General features: G+C 37.8%; 19 protein-coding genes. 6 read left to right on the top strand and 13 right to left on the bottom strand.

The genetic code is table 11. The features are described 5' to 3' along the window. Positions 1-70 precede the first annotated feature (70 nt). Positions 71-1,345, top strand: a complete 1,275-nt coding sequence (locus NYE61_RS11960; RefSeq protein WP_303449455.1) for an aminotransferase class I/II-fold pyridoxal phosphate-dependent enzyme — start codon at positions 71-73, stop codon at positions 1,343-1,345. Between the two features lie 53 nt (positions 1,346-1,398). Here NYE61_RS11960 and NYE61_RS11965 read toward each other — a convergent pair whose 3' ends face one another. The 5 genes from NYE61_RS11965 to NYE61_RS11985 form a co-directional block, all read right to left on the bottom strand. After that, positions 1,399-2,250 (bottom strand): DUF72 domain-containing protein, encoded by an 852-nt coding sequence (locus tag NYE61_RS11965; RefSeq protein WP_251661573.1) that lies wholly within the window; start codon positions 2,248-2,250, stop codon positions 1,399-1,401. A 95-nt stretch (positions 2,251-2,345) separates the two neighbouring features. Continuing rightward, on the bottom strand, positions 2,346-3,083 hold the full coding sequence (locus NYE61_RS11970; protein WP_303449453.1) for a class I SAM-dependent methyltransferase: 738 nt from the start codon (positions 3,081-3,083) through the stop codon (positions 2,346-2,348). 28 nt (positions 3,084-3,111) lie between these two features. Beyond that, positions 3,112-3,585 (bottom strand): SRPBCC family protein, encoded by a 474-nt coding sequence (locus tag NYE61_RS11975; RefSeq protein ID WP_303449450.1) that lies wholly within the window; start codon positions 3,583-3,585, stop codon positions 3,112-3,114. Positions 3,586-3,648: 63 nt separating this feature from the next. Next, the gene (locus NYE61_RS11980; protein WP_251661568.1) at positions 3,649-4,029 is read right to left on the bottom strand and encodes a VOC family protein; all 381 of its coding nucleotides are present in this window, start codon (positions 4,027-4,029) and stop codon (positions 3,649-3,651) included. A 274-nt stretch (positions 4,030-4,303) separates the two neighbouring features. After that, positions 4,304-5,998 carry a methyl-accepting chemotaxis protein gene (locus tag NYE61_RS11985; protein ID WP_303449448.1) on the bottom strand — a complete coding sequence of 565 codons (1,695 nt, stop codon included), beginning with the start codon at positions 5,996-5,998 and terminating at the stop codon, positions 4,304-4,306. A 663-nt stretch (positions 5,999-6,661) separates the two neighbouring features. Between NYE61_RS11985 and NYE61_RS11990 the strand changes: the two genes are divergently transcribed. Both NYE61_RS11990 and NYE61_RS11995 read left to right on the top strand, forming a co-directional pair. Continuing rightward, positions 6,662-6,874, top strand: a complete 213-nt coding sequence (locus NYE61_RS11990; RefSeq protein WP_251661565.1) for a YuzF family protein — start codon at positions 6,662-6,664, stop codon at positions 6,872-6,874. A gap of 63 nt (positions 6,875-6,937) precedes the next feature. Continuing rightward, positions 6,938-7,828, top strand: coding sequence for a manganese catalase family protein (locus NYE61_RS11995; protein WP_251661563.1), 891 nt, complete (start codon positions 6,938-6,940; stop codon positions 7,826-7,828). Between the two features lie 174 nt (positions 7,829-8,002). On the opposite strand, the gene NYE61_RS12000 is transcribed toward NYE61_RS11995, so the two are convergent. Further along, entirely contained in the window at positions 8,003-8,572 is a 570-nt protein-coding gene (locus tag NYE61_RS12000) for an XRE family transcriptional regulator (protein ID WP_095313121.1), read from the bottom strand. Positions 8,573-8,709: 137 nt separating this feature from the next. Here NYE61_RS12000 and NYE61_RS12005 point away from each other — a divergent pair, with 137 nt between their 5' ends. Together NYE61_RS12005 and NYE61_RS12010 are read left to right on the top strand one after the other, a co-directional pair. Further along, complete coding sequence (locus tag NYE61_RS12005; protein ID WP_303449444.1) at positions 8,710-9,405, top strand: AzlC family ABC transporter permease; 696 nt, start codon at positions 8,710-8,712, stop codon at positions 9,403-9,405. Continuing rightward, a complete protein-coding gene (locus tag NYE61_RS12010) occupies positions 9,398-9,709 on the top strand; it encodes an AzlD domain-containing protein (protein ID WP_240033848.1) in 312 nt (103 codons plus the stop codon). Before NYE61_RS12005 ends, NYE61_RS12010 begins: the two co-directional genes overlap by 8 nt. Positions 9,710-9,816: 107 nt before the next feature. On the opposite strand, the gene NYE61_RS12015 is transcribed toward NYE61_RS12010, so the two are convergent. The 3 genes from NYE61_RS12015 to NYE61_RS12025 all read right to left on the bottom strand — a co-directional run bounded on the left by NYE61_RS12015 (position 9,817) and on the right by NYE61_RS12025 (position 12,555). Then, positions 9,817-10,257 carry a hypothetical protein gene (locus NYE61_RS12015; protein WP_251661559.1) on the bottom strand — a complete coding sequence of 147 codons (441 nt, stop codon included), beginning with the start codon at positions 10,255-10,257 and terminating at the stop codon, positions 9,817-9,819. Positions 10,258-10,415: 158 nt separating this feature from the next. Further along, positions 10,416-11,441: a 2-hydroxyacid dehydrogenase gene (locus NYE61_RS12020; protein WP_303449440.1), complete on the bottom strand. Its 1,026-nt coding sequence runs from the start codon at positions 11,439-11,441 to the stop codon at positions 10,416-10,418. 55 nt (positions 11,442-11,496) lie between these two features. After that, complete coding sequence (locus NYE61_RS12025) at positions 11,497-12,555, bottom strand: AEC family transporter (RefSeq protein ID WP_339315568.1); 1,059 nt, start codon at positions 12,553-12,555, stop codon at positions 11,497-11,499. A gap of 411 nt (positions 12,556-12,966) precedes the next feature. Here NYE61_RS12025 and NYE61_RS12030 point away from each other — a divergent pair, with 411 nt between their 5' ends. Further along, positions 12,967-13,506, top strand: coding sequence for an isochorismatase family protein (locus NYE61_RS12030; protein ID WP_303449437.1), 540 nt, complete (start codon positions 12,967-12,969; stop codon positions 13,504-13,506). A 283-nt stretch (positions 13,507-13,789) separates the two neighbouring features. Here NYE61_RS12030 and NYE61_RS12035 read toward each other — a convergent pair whose 3' ends face one another. The 4 genes from NYE61_RS12035 to NYE61_RS12050 all read right to left on the bottom strand — a co-directional run bounded on the left by NYE61_RS12035 (position 13,790) and on the right by NYE61_RS12050 (position 16,662). Continuing rightward, positions 13,790-14,326 carry a CueP family metal-binding protein gene (locus NYE61_RS12035; protein WP_095313093.1) on the bottom strand — a complete coding sequence of 179 codons (537 nt, stop codon included), beginning with the start codon at positions 14,324-14,326 and terminating at the stop codon, positions 13,790-13,792. Between the two features lie 157 nt (positions 14,327-14,483). Then, complete coding sequence (locus tag NYE61_RS12040) at positions 14,484-15,140, bottom strand: HAD family hydrolase (RefSeq protein ID WP_251661553.1); 657 nt, start codon at positions 15,138-15,140, stop codon at positions 14,484-14,486. A gap of 51 nt (positions 15,141-15,191) precedes the next feature. Next, entirely contained in the window at positions 15,192-15,746 is a 555-nt protein-coding gene (locus tag NYE61_RS12045) for a GNAT family N-acetyltransferase (protein WP_095313091.1), read from the bottom strand. 163 nt (positions 15,747-15,909) lie between these two features. Next, complete coding sequence (locus NYE61_RS12050; protein ID WP_118890199.1) at positions 15,910-16,662, bottom strand: aminoglycoside phosphotransferase family protein; 753 nt, start codon at positions 16,660-16,662, stop codon at positions 15,910-15,912. Between the last annotated feature and the right edge of the window lie 45 nt (positions 16,663-16,707).

The raw sequence follows: 16,707 nt of genomic DNA on the forward strand, positions 1-16,707 counted from the left end.
TTCACTCCCGAGTTTAAAACCCATCTGTTATAATGTTTCTAATAACACGAAGATAAAGGGGCATATTTCATTGACTACTATAAACGCATTAGATCAAGAAGCATTACGTACAATGTATTCCAGCCTCATGGAAGAGTATGATGCTTTTAAAGCGAAAAATTTATCCTTAAATATGGCAAGGGGTAAACCTAGTCCAGAACAGTTGGATTTATCTATGGACCTTCTTAACAAAATCGAATCAATTAATGTTAAAGATTCTATTGATATCCGAAATTACGGTGGGCTCGATGGATTAACAGAAATGAAAGAGTTATTCGCTCAGCTCCTACAGGTTGACACGAATGAAGTGATTGTGGGTGGCAACTCCAGTCTTAGCTTAATGCATGATACAATTTCCAGAGCATTGCTTAAAGGCGTTGTCGACAGTGATGCTCCTTGGGTCAAAGCACCTAAAGTTAAATTTTTATGTCCAAGTCCTGGGTATGATAGACATTTTGCCATCTGTGAAATGTATGACATTGAAATGATAACAATTGATATGCTGGATGATGGACCAGATATGGATCAGGTGGAAGAGCTTGTTCGCAACGATGATACGATAAAAGGTATTTGGTGTGTACCAAAATACAGTAATCCTGAAGGAACAACATACAGTGATGAGGTTGTTGATCGTCTTGCTAATATGGAGACGAAAGCCAAAGATTTCCGGATTTTCTGGGACGATGCATACACCGTTCATCATCTGACAGATAACCCACCTGCATTAAAAAACATCTTGAAAGCCTGTAAAGACGCCGGAAATCCAAACCGTGTCTTTATCTTTGCTTCGACATCTAAAGTAACTTTTCCTGGATCAGGTGTTGCTGTAATTGCTGCAAGTGAAGAAAATATTGGCTTTACCAAAAAACTGCTAGGTGTACAGACGATTGGTGCGGATAAAATAAATCAATTACGCCATGTTCGCTTCTTAAAAGATGCAGAGAACGTGAAGCTTCATATGAAAAAGCACGCTGAAATTATCAAACCGAAATTTGACCTCGTCTTAAATAAGCTGGAGTCGGAGTTTGGCAACGATGATATTGCTTCATGGGGTAAGCCAGAAGGCGGCTATTTTATTAGTCTAAATACACTTGACGGCTGTGCTACAGAAGTAGTGAAATTAGCGTCCGAAGCTGGCGTTACACTAACAGGTGCTGGGGCAACCTATCCATATGGAAAAGACCCAAGGGATCGAAATATTCGAATCGCACCTACCTTCCCAGGCCTAACAGAATTAGAAGCTGCAATGGACGTATTTTGTCTCTGCGTGAAATTAGCAAGTATTAAAAAACGACTAGGGCAGTGAAACCAAAGAAAGCAATCCTTTTAAAAAGGATTGCTTTCTTTTTCTATACCTGATTAAAACAAACCGAGCTGCCTTGGTGCAAGTCCTTCGTATTCAATACCTAGCATGGCTTGAAACTCTTTTGCATTGCCTGCTGCATCCCCACCCGAATTATTATTAAATAAGAAAATGATATCTGTTGAGCTTTTGGCAAGCTCTGATACTCTTTCTTTCCACTCTAACAACTCTTTCTCGTTGTATTTATATAAATAACGAACATCGCGCCAGTTTGTATCCGCATTTTTCGGCTTTGTCCAGCCATGAATGTTCCTGCCGTGCATTCGGATCAATGTCATATTTGGATCAGTAGCTGCTGGAACAATTGGAATGGATCCATCTCCAGCTTGCGGTTCATCCGCAATAGTGTGAATCCAGCCATTCTCTTTCATAAAGGCAAGCGTACCGGAACGAAATGTTTCTCGAAACCAAGACTGATTTCTAAATTCAAGCGCAACAGGGATGTCTCCCATCATTTTTTTGCAATATCGTAAGTAATTCACATTCTCTTTCTTGCAATCAAACCAAGGGGGAAATTGAAATAAGACCATTGCTAGCTTATTGGCTTTCCGATAAGGTTTTAATGAATCGATAAACGCTTGAAACATTTCCGCTCTCGTTTCAAACGGAATATCCGTTCTTTGATGACCAGTCATTCCCTGATATGCTTTCACCACAAAGCGAAAGTTTTCCGGTGTTTCACTTACCCATTTGGAAGCATTACTTACAGGCTGCACGGCATAAAAGGATGCATCCACTTCAACTGTCAGAAAATGACTACTATATTCAGCTAATTTATCCTTTGACTTCATTTGAGGCGGGTACAGTGTGTGATGATCTCCCCACCCTGTTAAACCTATGTATATCATTAGGAACAAATCCCTCCTACCAACATGATAACATAACCATCGAATCCAGCTCGATTTTGTAATGCCCAAGTAGTCCGAAGATACGACTAAAAGCTTCACATCATTTTTTCAGCACGAATTAGCAAAAACATCGGCCTGCGATTTTCATCAAACATCGCTGGATTATTTTGTATCATTTCCTCTGTTGCGAAAGTCTCTTCCACTGTTTTAATCGTAAATCCCGCACCAACTAGTGTATTTATATAGGTTGCTAGTGTACGATGATACTTTATAACATCTTCAGTCAGAAAAGGTGTATGGCGAATTCCCTCGTGTTGATAATGATCAATCGGCCAATGCAGACGATTTCCCTGCTCATCATACCACCAATCTTGTTCCGCTCTAGCAGTAAAAACAGGATGTTCTACTGAAAAAACAAACTTTCCGCCCGATGTTAAACAATCATGAACCTTTATACAAATTGCTTTAAATGCTCTCACATAATGAAACGCAAGAGAACTAAACACAACATCAAATGAGTCTGCAGCAAAGTGAATATCTTCCATTGGAATTTGTCGGTAAGCGATATGTGGGTCATCCGTTAATTCACGAGCTCTTTGCAGCATTTTTTCTGATATATCAATACCAACTGCGGAATGAGCCTGTTCCATTCTTGCATAGCGACAATGCCAGCCAAAGCCACACCCTAAATCAAGTACACGTTTATTCTTCAATTCTGGGAGCAGTTTCTTTAATAATGGCCATTCTCCTGAGCCTTCCAATCCATTTAGGGAGCGTGGCATCTTTTCATATGCTGCAAAAAAGTGAGCATCATCATATTTATTTTGTTTCATAACCTATTCTCCACTCAACTTTCGATACTTATAAATCGAATGTTTCCATATAATTCTCACGTAACGATGCGGCATTATCCAGCCATTCGACCGGCTTTCCTTCTATAATCATTCCTAAAACATCCAGACAACGATGCCATCCAGCAGCAACAGAAGCACTCATAGAAGCATCGTCAAATGTGTGTTCAAACAGCAAGCGACAACCATCACCTTCAGTATTTAATTCGATAGAAAGTAAGTCATCGATCTCACGGAAAGCAAAGAAATGAGGTGGATTAAATTTGGTTATTATTGCTTCGTAAGTCGTTCCTTTACCATCATCGAAGTAAATCTTTCCATCTGTTCGCAAGTCCATCTCCCCTGTTGCAAATGGGTACCACTGTGTAAAATATTGGGGCTGCGTTACCATATCCCAAACTTTCTCAACCGAATAAGCATAATCACGTTCAAATCTTAATTTATATCGTTCATCTACTTTATGTAGAGTTCCATATGAATGCATAGCTTTCTCCTCCAAATTCAAAATTTATTATAGAGATATAATTATAGATCCAATGGATTTATTCTAGGTTGTACTAATTTCCCAGACGTGACCGTCGGGATCAGCAAAGTATCCTGAATAACCCCATTCATTTGCTATTCCTTGCTTTATAACGTTACCATTAGCTAACGTTGCTCGCCTTAAAATACCGTCTACATCTTGACGACTTTCTACAAAAGAACTTAGTATTAACTCATTAGAACTGGGGTTTAGATTAAGTTGACCAGTTGTAGACGCAACCTCCTCACGTGGATAGAGAACTAGCGAAAAATTTTCATCAAAAAAGAAAGCTATATGGTCCTCTCCTTTAGATACCTGATCCTCTGGCAACTGAAGGACCTCCCTATAAAAAGCCGCTGTTTTTTCAAGATGATGAACAGCTAAAGTTATAATATTGATTTTCACTTTTGGCACCCCCGAATCAGACTTATTATCGCTCTTAACAATAAATTTTAACACAAATTTTCCGACCAACGCACCAAATTATTCAAAGCTAACCTATTACGGATATGATAAGATCATATCTAATAATCTAACCAGTGTTTCTTTACAGACTAAAAATTTCCCTTAGATAAAAAGGAATTGTGGGCATCAATCAAAATGCCACAATTCCTATTATCAAACCTTATAAGTTCTAAACTCAATGAAAATTACAGTCTTAAGCGTCACAGTTGCTGACTTAAAGCTTAAATCTCCTTACTAACCCATTTAACTCTTCAGCAAGCTGCGCTAATTGCTCAGAGCTTCCTGCCACCTCTTCCATAGAGCTGCTGGTTTGTTGTGTTGAAGCAGAAGTTTGCTCAACACCAGCTGCTGCTTCTTCGGAAATTGAAGCTATTTCTTCAACCGATCCGTTCATCTTCTGGCTATTGACTGCAATATCAGCTAGGTTATCGGACACTAAGTTAATACTGTCCACCATCTTAGATACGGAATCACTAATCTCATGGAATGTTTGCCCGGTAACTTTGATTTGACTTGTCCCCTGTTCAACTTCCGTATATCCATCCTTTAATGATTCTACGACAAAACTTGTTTCATTTTGAATGTTGGAAACAATGCCAGTAATATCCGTAACAGAAACAGAAACTTGTTCTGCAAGCTTCCTTACTTCATCGGCTACAACAGCAAATCCTTTACCATGTTCGCCCGCTCTCGCTGCTTCAATCGCTGCATTTAATGCAAGTAGATTTGTTTGGTCCGCGATATCTCGGATTACTGAAACAAGCTGTGATATTTCTTGAGATTGTTCATCTAATCCCTCTACCTTCGTAACCGCACCTTGTACAATGTGATCAATTTTAGCCATTTGCTCGGTGGAAGAGGTCATTAATTCGCTTCCTTTAGATGTCATTCCAAGCACTTCATTTGAATACCGCTGCACACGCCCACCATTATCATGTGCTTCATCTACCTTAACCGCAAATGTACCCATAATCGATGCTAAATCACTAGCGCTGTTTGCCTGTGTCTCTGATCCTGTCGCCAGCTCTTGCATCGTGACTGCTATCTGCTCAGAACCGGACTTTACTTCGTTCGCTGCCTGTGTTAATTCTTCACTTTGACTTGTAACCGTCTCAGATACAACATTTATTTGCGTGAGGAGATCGCGTGTATTGATAGCCATCTCATTGGTAGCTTTAACTAACTGCCCAACTTCATCTCTAGCATTTGTTCGCAGTACTTCTTGGCTTAAATCTCCATTTGCAATAAGCTTCATTCTCTCCATTACCGTTCTGATTGGTCTCGAAATCATTCCGGCAGTAATAAGCGCCGCTCCTATACTAAGCACGACAATTAAAAGTGATACAATAACGACAATTCTTTGCGTTTGTTCACCGCTGGATATGATTTCTTCACCAAGTCGGTTAATGTCATCTTCGGAACTTTGTGCTATCTCCTCATATCCAGCCATGATTTCACGTACGACAGGGGTTAACTCATTTAGATTCTCTGTAGCTAGCTCCACATCTCCGCTATCATATACATCAAATACGTCCTCATCAATTGCTGTCCGCCACGCAACAGTTTTATCAATTAAATCATCAAATTCTTCCGTAACTCCCACACTTCTAGCTTGACTCTCAAACTCGATGCCCTGCTCCGTATATGCCGCAAAGCGATCTTTAAAATCACTCTCACCGCTTAGCACAAAGCCACGAGCAGTAGAAATCCGATTAGCCATTGTTGTTTCCATTCCCAAATTTGCAATTAATCCTTGAAGCTCATTTTCAATAATATTTGTCGTATTTTTATTTATCTCCTTAACTGCTATGTAATTATATACACCCAATACAATGACAAATAAAATAACAAACGAAAATGCAAATATGATTTTATGTTTAATACTCTTGAAGTTTAATAACTTTTTCATCTTTTTCTCCTTTACCATTTAATAAATTGATAACATAGCTACTTTCCTCAATCTGTACCACCGCTATTAATACCTACATTGTTTATGCAAAGGGGCCTTTAACTTGATTGGATTCAGAAAGTCACACAACCTAAAAGCCCTTCAGACTAAAATTACAATACTTCTCATGCTGAAGATTGAATTTTTATTAGAATAGTACCCTCCTTCAAACAATCTCCTTTATGACTCTATTCTTCAGCAAGAGCCTACGTTCGTTGATAACACAACAATTAAAAATGGCTATTCACTATACAGGAATACCCATTTTTTTCAATCCATTTATATATCCAATGCTATTGCTTCATCGTTATACTTCGAACCTATAGATATACATTAACCAAGAGGAATAACAGTGCCTATCTTTTATATCGGTCTATCTATCCACTTTTTAAAGAAAAGGGATAAAAAAACCATACTTTAATCATATACATTTTTATCCATACCTACTAAAGACCTTTCGCATTTACCAGCTAAGCTTTTTAAACTTGCTCTCCATTCGGTTTAAAAACGGATGAGCGTGAGTGAATAATACGTTAGAAAACCAAAATATCAACTAGACCGATACACATTTTCGCTGCCCTGCATATACTGCTATGGGCTTCGAGAAAAAAGGAGTGTTGAACAATGAATGAAAAATGGAATCTTAGTGATCCGTATGTTTATCAAGCTTTAACAGGGTTTCAAAATAAATCACTTGCCGTTCAAACGACACACGGCTCTGTACGAGGTATATTGAAAAAGGTGATGCCAGATCATATTGTAATCCATATGGGAGGATCACCTTTTTATGTCCGTACAGCTCAAATAATTTGGTTTCAGCAATTAAAGGGAGAATAAGCCAAGCACCCTCCATCATATGATGACAATGGTTATTATCTATGGATGGAGGCGCAAAAACTCATGATGAAACGTGTGAATAAAATCGCCATTGAACTGCCTATTCCAGAACATGGCGATATGAATGCTGCAGCAGCTGTTCAGGAATTAATGGGAGGCAAATTCGGTGAAATGTCCACCTTAAACAATTACATGTTCCAATCCTTTAATTTCCGTGGTAAAAAAAAGCTAAAGCCCTTTTATGATTTAATCGCAAGTATTACAGCGGAAGAATTTGGTCATGTTGAACTAGTAGCTAATGCTATTAATCTACTTTCTATTGGCAATACTGTACCTGGTGACCCTGACACCGCTCCACTGCAAAATGGAAAGGATGCACGTTATTCAACGCACTTTACCACCACAGCTCAAACAGCTTATCCAGGTGATGGGATGGGCAGGCCGTGGAATGGATCTTATGTAAATAACAGCGGTACTCTCGTTGAAGATCTTCTCGCCAATTATTTATTGGAAATCGGAGCAAGAAATCATAAAATGCGTGTTTACGAAATGACAACTCATCCAACCGCTTTAGAAATGATTGGCTACCTACTCGTTCGCGGAGGGACGCACGTCATTGCTTATGCAAAAGCAATCGAAGTAGCTACAGGCGTAGAAGTAGGTAAGATGCTGCCTGTTCCAAGTTTGGATAATAATCAGTTTGACTACGCAAGGAAGTTCATGGATCGAGGATTGTTTAATGTGTTGTATACATGGGGAGAACCAGAGTATCGGGACATCAACCAAATATGGAAAGGGCCAAACCCTGAAACTGGTGATCCACTGCACGTAATCGATGGAATGCCTGAGGGTGCAGCAGTCCCCGATTTACCAGAGCTTCCAGAGCAATTTGCACCAGGGATTGATCGTGATGACTACCATCGTATTTTAAAACGCTTAAAGAGTAATATGTGATCTTTAAAAAACTTGGTTTCCGTCAAATCTTTAGATAAATCTCTGGTTGTACTTATACAGATAGAAAATTTTATACTTTCTTCTACCAAAGATAATATAAACTAGTAGAGTCCTTTTAATCAAAATCTGATTAAAAGGACTCTTTTTTTATGTCATTAAATAAATACAGCTTTTTTAGTGATTATTATAGGTAATAGCAAAATGTAAAATTGATACAGATGAAGATGGGTTAACGTATTTATGGAGCCGATCCCCTTTAAAGCGAATAGAATCGAATGCATTCAAATGATGCACTTCACCATCAAGCTCCATGGTTAGTTCTCCTGACATAACGGTAACAAATTCTATTACCCCTGGTTGATGTGCTTCTGAAACATATTCGCTTCTCCCCTGAAGGTATCCTCGATATAATTCGAAGCTACGGGAACGAAATAATGGCTCAGCAACAAACAACTTATCTGAGCTTGATAGCTTCACCCCATTTCCTTTACGAATAATAGACACATCAGATTCCATTTCCAGTAGTTCCGTAATCGATATTTTTAGTCCATCTGCAATTTTCCAAATTACAGATAATGTTGGGTTAGCTTCCCCATGCTCGACCTTGATTAATGTTAATTTACTAACACCAATCTGTTTAGCAAATGCCTCCATACTTAGTCCTTTACTCGTGCGATATTTCCGTAGATTAGCCCCTATGCGCTTTCCTACATCTTCTTCACTCCAAGGCTTTTCAATAGTCATGTAGCTCCCCCTAAAACAGTATACTTTAATAAACTTTTTGTTTAATTATAATATAGTATAGTATAGTTAACTATAACTTATATTTTAATTATACCAAAATAGACAATCTTTTACACAGGGAAGGAGCTGTTAAGTAGATGAATAACAAAAAACAAACAATTAAAAAGGGGGTCACTGAAGCTTTACCACTAGCAATAGCTATTGTAGCATATGGTTTATCTTATGGTGTGCTCACAACTCAAACAAGCTTAAGCCTAGCAAGTGCACTAGCAATGTCATTATTTGTGTTCTCCGGTTCCGTTCAAATGGTAGCTGTCGCAATGTTAGCAGCAGGAGCAACAGCTACAAGTGTTCTAATTGCTACTGCTTTGTTAAACCTGCGTAATTTATTATATGGAGCCGCACTTGCTGAAGGACTATCTCCCGCTCCAAGAAAGTGGAGAGGTTTATTATCCTTCGGCGTGTCCGACGAAGCATTTGTTCTAGGCAGCGCAAGATTTCAAAAGCACGGTCCAGCCCCACTCTATTTTGGTATTGTTGCAGCTACCTTTTATCTTGCTTGGATTACTTCTTCCTATATAGGAGCGGTTATCGGCAGCCAGGTTGATCCGCTTAAATGGGGTTTGGACTTGGCCTTCCCAGTTACTTTTACAGCTATCCTTATTCCTTCTTTAAGAGGAAAGCCAGTCATTGCAACAGCACTGGTTGCTGTCACGATAACGGTTATCCTTCAATATGTAACACCAGGGAATGAATTTACGATTATTTTAGCAGGTGGTTTATCACCACTCATAGGGTTATATGTAAGCAGGAGGACAAGAGATAATGAATAACTGGATGCTCATTGCATTATTAACTATTTCTACGTACCTATCACGAGTCATTGGCGTCGAGATCATGGCTGGAAGAGAAATGAACGCAACCTTACGTTTATATTTTAATTATGTACCGATTGCAATTATAGCCGCACTAATTGCAAATCAAATGTTAGTACCAACAGACGGGGGAATCGCTCTTTCGTTACCAGTACTAATTGGCTGTCTTGCTACAGCAATTACCTTAAAAGTTATCCATACGTTTCTACCTTCCCTTATAATTGGAATAGCGGCTGGATTGCTAGCGCGTTATTTTTTATAGCTGGCAGTAAGCGACTTTTGCCTTCTATCCAGAAGCAAGCATAACCACACAACGATCCCAATGGCGGAAGATCGTTGTGTGGTTATAACTATTGTAGACGTTAACAACTAACATTGAAGTTGAACAGTTTTTCGATAAACAACACGCACACCCCAAAACCCGCCAAGGAGCATGGTGAGCATGCTAAATAATAGTTTCCATATAGCCATGTGCAGTAAACCACTCACGATAAAAGGGATATGTGCTAAAAAGTAGAGAGCGATGAATAGAACAAGAGAAAGAGCAACAATTCTTCGGAGCTTTGGTGCAAAAAAGGCGCTGCAAATAATAGCTAAAGCTGTGCTAATCGTATTAAGATAAAGGTTATAAGCAATAAACGTAAACGGATCATTTTCATCATATAACCCAAAGACTGGCGTCAAACTAAAGGATAGGAATTTATTAAATAAAAGGTACGATACAAAGAAAAGAGGTATAAACAACATCCAGCGAAAGTAATTCGGTAGTTTGTTAATTAAAGACAGCATCTCATACACCTCATTTTTCATTTTCTACACCTTCACCTTACCAAAAAGTGCATCAATTGTATAGATGGAATATAAGGTGGATAGTAGAAAACCAGGTATTCACTATTAAGCAAGACGAATGCCTTCGTTTTACTTATGCAATAGGAAAGCCGACCAGTTCGATTGGTCGGCTTGGTTGATTAAACAAGCGCTATTTCAGGTAGTGGAACCTCATTCTCACAGCGGCCATACATTAAATACGCATGAAGGTTATCATAAGAAATTTCAACCATATTTGTTAATGCCTCATCTGTATAAGAACCGATATGTGGTGTAACAAGTACCCTTGGATAAAGACTAATTAATTCTTCAATCACAGGATCATCCAGCTTCTCACCTGTTAATTTGCGGAAGAAGAAATCCTTCTCCCCTTCAAATACATCTGTACCATATCCACTAAGCTTATTTTCTTTAATTGCATGCAGAATAGCTGAATGGTCTTGAATTTCTCCCCTAGACGTATTAATTAATACTGCACCATCCTTCATTTTATTGATGAAAGCTTCGTTAATAAAGTGATCATTAACACCTTTAAAGTGTGGAACATGGGCAGACACAACATCCGATATAGCTAACACTTCTTCCAATGGAAGGTACTCTACAATTCCCCTTGCTGCTTCTGACTCATAGATGTCATAAGCTACAACACGGGCTCCTAACCCTTTAAATAGCTTGGCAGTTGTCAAACCGATTTTTCCTGTTCCTAAAATTCCAATCGTTGACTTTCTAATTTCTTTACTAAACATCATGGCGTCCACGGTAAAATCTTTTTGATGCGTTTTAGCAGTTGTATATGGGATATTTCGTAAAAGGTTAATTCCAAGGTTTAACGCAAGCTCTGAAATTGCATTTGGTGAATACGCTGGAACACGCGCTACTTTTAATTCCAATTCAGCCGCTGCTTCAAGATCAATATGATTATATCCAACTGTTCTTGTTAGAATATAGCGAATACCATAACCCGCTAATTTCGTCAGGTTTGACCGATCCGCTTTACAGTTTCCCCGAATCATTACTGCATCCGCGCCCTTACATTGCTCCACATTCTCATCATTCATTAGCTCTTCAATAAGTGTTAAATCAAAGTTATATTTATTTAAGGAATTGAAAAATTCTACCTCTACGTCTCTTACACCGAAACATACTAATTGAATTGTCATTTTCATTACCTGCCTTTTTAGTTATATTATTGTTCATCCAAATCTTTTTGAACAACCTCTATTAAGAAAAGATACTAAATCCCTTCATCAATTCAACAACTACTACCCATAGCGGCATTGCTACAACTCCCAAAATCGTTGATAGCAAGGAACAATTTGACGTTAATAAAGCTTCTTTATCAAAGCTAATCGCAAATGCTGCAGCAACTGTTGCAGTAGGAGTCGCCATCATAATTACTGCGGTTGCCATTGCAACATGATTAACTGGGAAAATACCCAACATACTTCCAGCTGTAATTAACGCTAAGATGAAAGCTGGAACGAAGATTACTTTTACAGCACTATATTGCAAGGACGGTTTATCACGGAATGCATCTTTTAATGGAATTTCTGCAAGCTGTGCTCCGATCGCAATCCATGCAAGCGGAGAGCAAAGCTTAGCAAGATAGTTCAATGTTTCAAATAACCATGGCGCTGTAACATCAATACGCAAGAATGCAGCAGAGACAGCGAGACCTTCAGCATTTGTTGCTTGTACCTGAGGAAGATAGCCTTGGAACATCCATACAGCAAGGCCTAGAAAGGTTGCAATGATAATTGGGTTCATTAACATGGTTTTAATATTATCTTTCGTAAACTTCAGACCTGACATTTTAATATATCCGTATGAGTACAAGAACACGCGATATGAAATGTTAAAAATAGATGCGTACATAACACCTTCTGCACCATACATCACACCAACAATCGGAATACCGAAAAACGTTGTAGAACCGAAAATCGTTAGTACATGCAATACTTTGTTTTTATCTCCTGTAAAATTCATAAAGAAGAATTTACCCATAATAATGAGCACAATATAGATAATAAATCCCCAAATTAATAAGTTAATACCTTGTGTTAAACTTTCCGTATCGATGTCCTGCATAAAAGCTGTATATGCAAGCGCTGGAATCGAAACACTCAATAGAAGCACGCTCAGCATCTTAGATGTCTGTTTGCTGATGATGTCCTTTTTCCGTAAATAAAAACCGAGTAATATAATCAACACTGCAGAACTTACCGCACTAATTACCTTTGGATTTGTAATTGTACTAGCAAAAACCTCTGCAAAAATCATAGTCGTTTCCTCCCTAAAATCTATTAAGATATCTCAAAGTTTGTGAATAATTTCACATTAAACACCAAAAAAATAAATGCTGTTAACTTGTTTCACTTAAACTGGTAAATTGGATTTAAATTAATAATCTAGTATACAGTGAAGCCATTTCTTCATTACATACTAGCTTCTTTTGGGCCCTATTGTTTGTGAATCATTTCACAATTTAATAATACAATGCTTTTATCATTTTGACAACACCTTTTTCCAAATTATTTATGTCTGTTTTTTGACAGGAGGATGAAGACTTGCGCTTTAATGGTTCGCCTAATCTTTTCACAATAATAGAGTGAAAAGAAGGTTTAAATGAAGAAATAACGAACTTAATTAGTAAGCAGAAAATTAAATGCTCGTTTTGAGAAGAGGGATAGGATGCTCAATAAAGAAAGTACTGTTTTTGTATTAGTGGATGTACAGGGGAAGCTGGCTAACATTGTACAGGATAGCAAAAGCTTAATCGATAATTTAAAAGTCCTCATTCAAGGGCTCAACATTCTTCAAATTCCAATCGTATGGCTAGAGCAATATCCGCAAGGTCTTGGACAAACAAATGAAGCATTAGCAAAATACTTAACACACGTTAAACCGATTCATAAAATTACTTTTGATGCATGCAAAAACCAAGCATTTGTGGAGGCACTAACTGCTACGAAACGAAAACAGGTTCTAATAGCTGGCATTGAAACGCATATCTGTGTGTATCAAACAGCATTAGGAATAAAATCCCTAGGATATGAGGTGCAGGTTGTAGCAGACGCAGTATCATCACGAACGAAGTTAAATAAAGAAATTGGGCTTCACAAAATGCAAGCATCCGGAGTCCTGCCATCAAGTGTGGAAATGGCATTATATGAATTAATGGAGACAGCTGAGAGCAAGGATTTTAAAAATGTTTTAAAGTTGCTGAAATAAGGACATAAAATAACAGCTTCCTTATAGGTAAGCTGTTATTTTTTTACTGAGTAATTTCTAGTAATCCAATACAGAGTCATACTCGTGACAGTGGTCGGAAAATACTAATCACCTGGATATGAATTCCCTCTATCTTTGTCTAGTAAGTCTTAGTTCCTTTATAAATGACCGAACTTCTGCCTTTAATCTTTTTTCAAGCTTTCATTGCATTCATGAAAAATCAGGGGCGTTGAATCGTTTGTAGGCAAAGGTCCATTTATTTAATCGACAAATCACACATACTTCAAACCAATTGTAACGTTGTAATGCACGTATTATCATTTTCAAATGAAGAAATCTCTGACTTCACTTCTTTCCCATCATTTGCAATTGTAATACGATACGTTTTATCTCGAGGAAGCCATAAGTCAATAAATCCATTGGAATGGGACTTGATTTTTTCATCTACTATCACATTACCTTCTAGATCTTCAATGTATACATCAAATTCTTCATTTACTAGTTCTCCTTGGCAGCCTGTTAAGCTATGAATAGCACAAGGATGGGTTTGCTCCATATAAGGAGCGATGGAAACAAAAAACTCATCTTCCGGTAAAGCATAGCTTTGCTGACTTCCATCTTGATCCGTCACAATCAGTTCATGTGATGTAATGGAAGCAGACTGATCTTCTACACTGCCAATGCTGTAATCATGCACCAAATCCTTAATGTCTTTCGATCCATTATCTTTCTGTGTCATGTTACTGTCGTTTACTGTAAACAAATATCCTACTAATACTACCAATGCAAATCCAATTGCCACAAGAATTTTTTTATTCATCTTAAATACAGACCTTCCTCTCCCACTTTTTCAGATCCTTTTATCACGTTCAATAACCCAAACTTTAACATAAATTACTTACAGATAGATTTTTTGTGAAGCGCTCACTATTCCTTCACATGCTTCAAAGGAAGGTTGTTATCTCGAATTACCACACCTATTTATTTAAAGACCCTATAATTTCCTGTAAGGTCATATCCGCCATTGAGTTCAACTTTAAATGAAAGTTTTCAAATGGTAACGATTCTGTAACTGGATTCGGAATAATAACCGTTGGTACTTTCGCTTCCAATGCAGCTATTAAACCGTTTAAGGAATCTTCAAAAATGATTGCCTCATCCGGCTCAATATCAAGTACTTCTAACGTTTTCAAAAACAAATCCGGCGCAGGCTTAACATGTTCCACCATATCCTGTGTAATGAGATAATCAAAATAGGAAATCAAATTTAAATTGGTCAAATGGGTAGTCACCCACTTCTTAGTTGAACTCGTTGCTAAAGCAATTGTCAGGCCTGCCTCGTGTGCATCCGCAAGATAGGCTTCCACGCCTTCTCGTGCCTTTGCTTCCTTAACCAGTTGTGCATGTAACACCCCTGCGTGTTCACGAATAGCATTTGGATCCAGTTGATCACCAATCTCTTTTTCCAAATATGTAAATAATGCTGTATCATTTGAACCAACACATTTCACAAAGACTTCAAGCGGTAAATCAAATTTAAATTGGTCATGCAAAACTTCCTTATATGAATGAAACCAAGCTGTCTCTGTATCTAATATTAATCCGTCGAAATCAAAGATTACTGCTTTAATCATATTCCGCCTCCATTAGGTACTTTTTTAAATCATTGTCTTTTATAAAACCGTTTATTTAGTTACGATCTGCCGTGCTAATACGCTTTCCATCAAATCCCAAGCCTCGTGGCAGCTAGGTTCTGTAAGGAAAGGCTCAAATCCGAAGTTTAAATACATATTAACAGCCTGATAACTCGTTGTTTGCGATGTAAGATATGCTCTTTCATGATGCTGCGCTAAAACTTTCAAAGCTTCACTAAGCAAAGGCTTCGAAAGTTTCTTCCCTTGATATTCAGGAACAACACCAACCCAATGGATTCTGCCCAAAATCTCACCACCACCTTTTAAATCTCCATACCATGCTGTTGTTGTTGCAATTGCTTCTCCATTACTATTCTCAACGAATAGACAGCGTTCTTCCATTTCATCTATGTATGGACCAAATTCTTTCGCAAAGTGTTCAAGTGCAGCCTTTTCATCTTTAAATTCATCCACACTCGCTTCAATTCTAGCCCAGTTATGCTCATCACCTTTTTTAAACATCCGAATTTGATACCCATCTGGAAGGGGAAATTCCGGAATATTTAATAGATTTTTTCTTTCCATTTTTAAACGTATTCTTTTCATTTTTATCATCCTTTTATCATCATTTTCCTATAAAATTATCTTTAAACTAGACTGTCTCTTCAGAAATTATACGTTAGGAAAAACATAACAAAACAAAGCCTGCTTAGCAATTCAATACATGATAAACTGTTTACAGAAAAACACCTTGATTCTAAGGTAGTAATTACATAAGAGTTGACTCGTCTACAATCTTTATTAGACGTTCAACACTTTCTGAAGATACATTTTCAGACAAACGTGCCCCCGCAATGATAGGAGCCCATTGAAGTATTTCTCCTCTTGAAAAACCGCTTTTCTCACAATATAAATGGATATATCGATCAGCTAATTCCGTTGCAATCTGTGAAAACAAGAGATACGTACGGTAGACATCTGCTCGAACATCACCTGCGCTAGAATCAACCCAATCAATTATTGCCACATCTTCATTGCTCAGAATCAAATTAAATGGATGAAAGTCTCCATGACATAATCGTTTTTCAAATGTCATGGCATCTAACTTCTGTATTAACCTCGTCTTTTGCTTTCCATCTAGGTAGCTCGTTGCGTTAATTTGACGATATAGTTTATCAGACATTTGTTCAAGTCGTGTATTTGCAGCATGGGCATGTATTCTCTGTTGTACCTCAACAGAGATCTTAATGTAGTGCTCTGCTCGTTCTAGGTTTGCCATTAAAAGGTCACCTAACGTCTTTCCCTTTATATACTCCATTATAATTGCTTGTTTCCCATCAATTTTCGTAACATCTAAAACTTTAGGGACAAAAATTCCACACGAATAAGCATATTTTTGCTTTTTCGCTTCATAAATAGCTTCATTTTGTGGCAAGTCATCGTTAAACAATTTCACTACTCGATTATTACTGATATAAATTTTTGCTGTATTACCGGTAGCAAATGGATTATCTAACCTCACTTTTTCTCATCCTCACATTATAAAGATGAATTATTACCTCATCTT

The sequence above is a fragment of the Oceanobacillus sp. FSL W7-1304 genome, assembly GCF_037969805.1.
GTDB lineage: Bacteria > Bacillota > Bacilli > Bacillales > Amphibacillaceae > Oceanobacillus > Oceanobacillus profundus.

Excerpts from the sequence above, each read along its gene's own strand:
- NYE61_RS11965 (WP_251661573.1), bottom strand. The coding sequence starts at position 2,250 with ATGATATACATAGGTTTAACAGGGTGGGGAGATCATCACACACTGTAC.
- NYE61_RS11970 (WP_303449453.1), bottom strand. The coding sequence starts at position 3,083 with ATGAAACAAAATAAATATGATGATGCTCACTTTTTTGCAGCATATGAA.
- NYE61_RS11975 (WP_303449450.1), bottom strand. The coding sequence starts at position 3,585 with ATGCATTCATATGGAACTCTACATAAAGTAGATGAACGATATAAATTA.
- NYE61_RS11985 (WP_303449448.1), bottom strand. The coding sequence starts at position 5,998 with ATGAAAAAGTTATTAAACTTCAAGAGTATTAAACATAAAATCATATTT.
- NYE61_RS11990 (WP_251661565.1), top strand. The coding sequence starts at position 6,662 with ATGAATGAAAAATGGAATCTTAGTGATCCGTATGTTTATCAAGCTTTA.
- NYE61_RS11995 (WP_251661563.1), top strand. The coding sequence starts at position 6,938 with ATGATGAAACGTGTGAATAAAATCGCCATTGAACTGCCTATTCCAGAA.
- NYE61_RS12000 (WP_095313121.1), bottom strand. The coding sequence starts at position 8,572 with ATGACTATTGAAAAGCCTTGGAGTGAAGAAGATGTAGGAAAGCGCATA.
- NYE61_RS12005 (WP_303449444.1), top strand. The coding sequence starts at position 8,710 with ATGAATAACAAAAAACAAACAATTAAAAAGGGGGTCACTGAAGCTTTA.
- NYE61_RS12010 (WP_240033848.1), top strand. The coding sequence starts at position 9,398 with ATGAATAACTGGATGCTCATTGCATTATTAACTATTTCTACGTACCTA.
- NYE61_RS12015 (WP_251661559.1), bottom strand. The coding sequence starts at position 10,257 with ATGAAAAATGAGGTGTATGAGATGCTGTCTTTAATTAACAAACTACCG.
- NYE61_RS12020 (WP_303449440.1), bottom strand. The coding sequence starts at position 11,441 with ATGAAAATGACAATTCAATTAGTATGTTTCGGTGTAAGAGACGTAGAG.
- NYE61_RS12025 (WP_339315568.1), bottom strand. The coding sequence starts at position 12,555 with ATGATTTTTGCAGAGGTTTTTGCTAGTACAATTACAAATCCAAAGGTA.
- NYE61_RS12030 (WP_303449437.1), top strand. The coding sequence starts at position 12,967 with ATGCTCAATAAAGAAAGTACTGTTTTTGTATTAGTGGATGTACAGGGG.
- NYE61_RS12035 (WP_095313093.1), bottom strand. The coding sequence starts at position 14,326 with ATGAATAAAAAAATTCTTGTGGCAATTGGATTTGCATTGGTAGTATTA.
- NYE61_RS12040 (WP_251661553.1), bottom strand. The coding sequence starts at position 15,140 with ATGATTAAAGCAGTAATCTTTGATTTCGACGGATTAATATTAGATACA.
- NYE61_RS12045 (WP_095313091.1), bottom strand. The coding sequence starts at position 15,746 with ATGAAAAGAATACGTTTAAAAATGGAAAGAAAAAATCTATTAAATATT.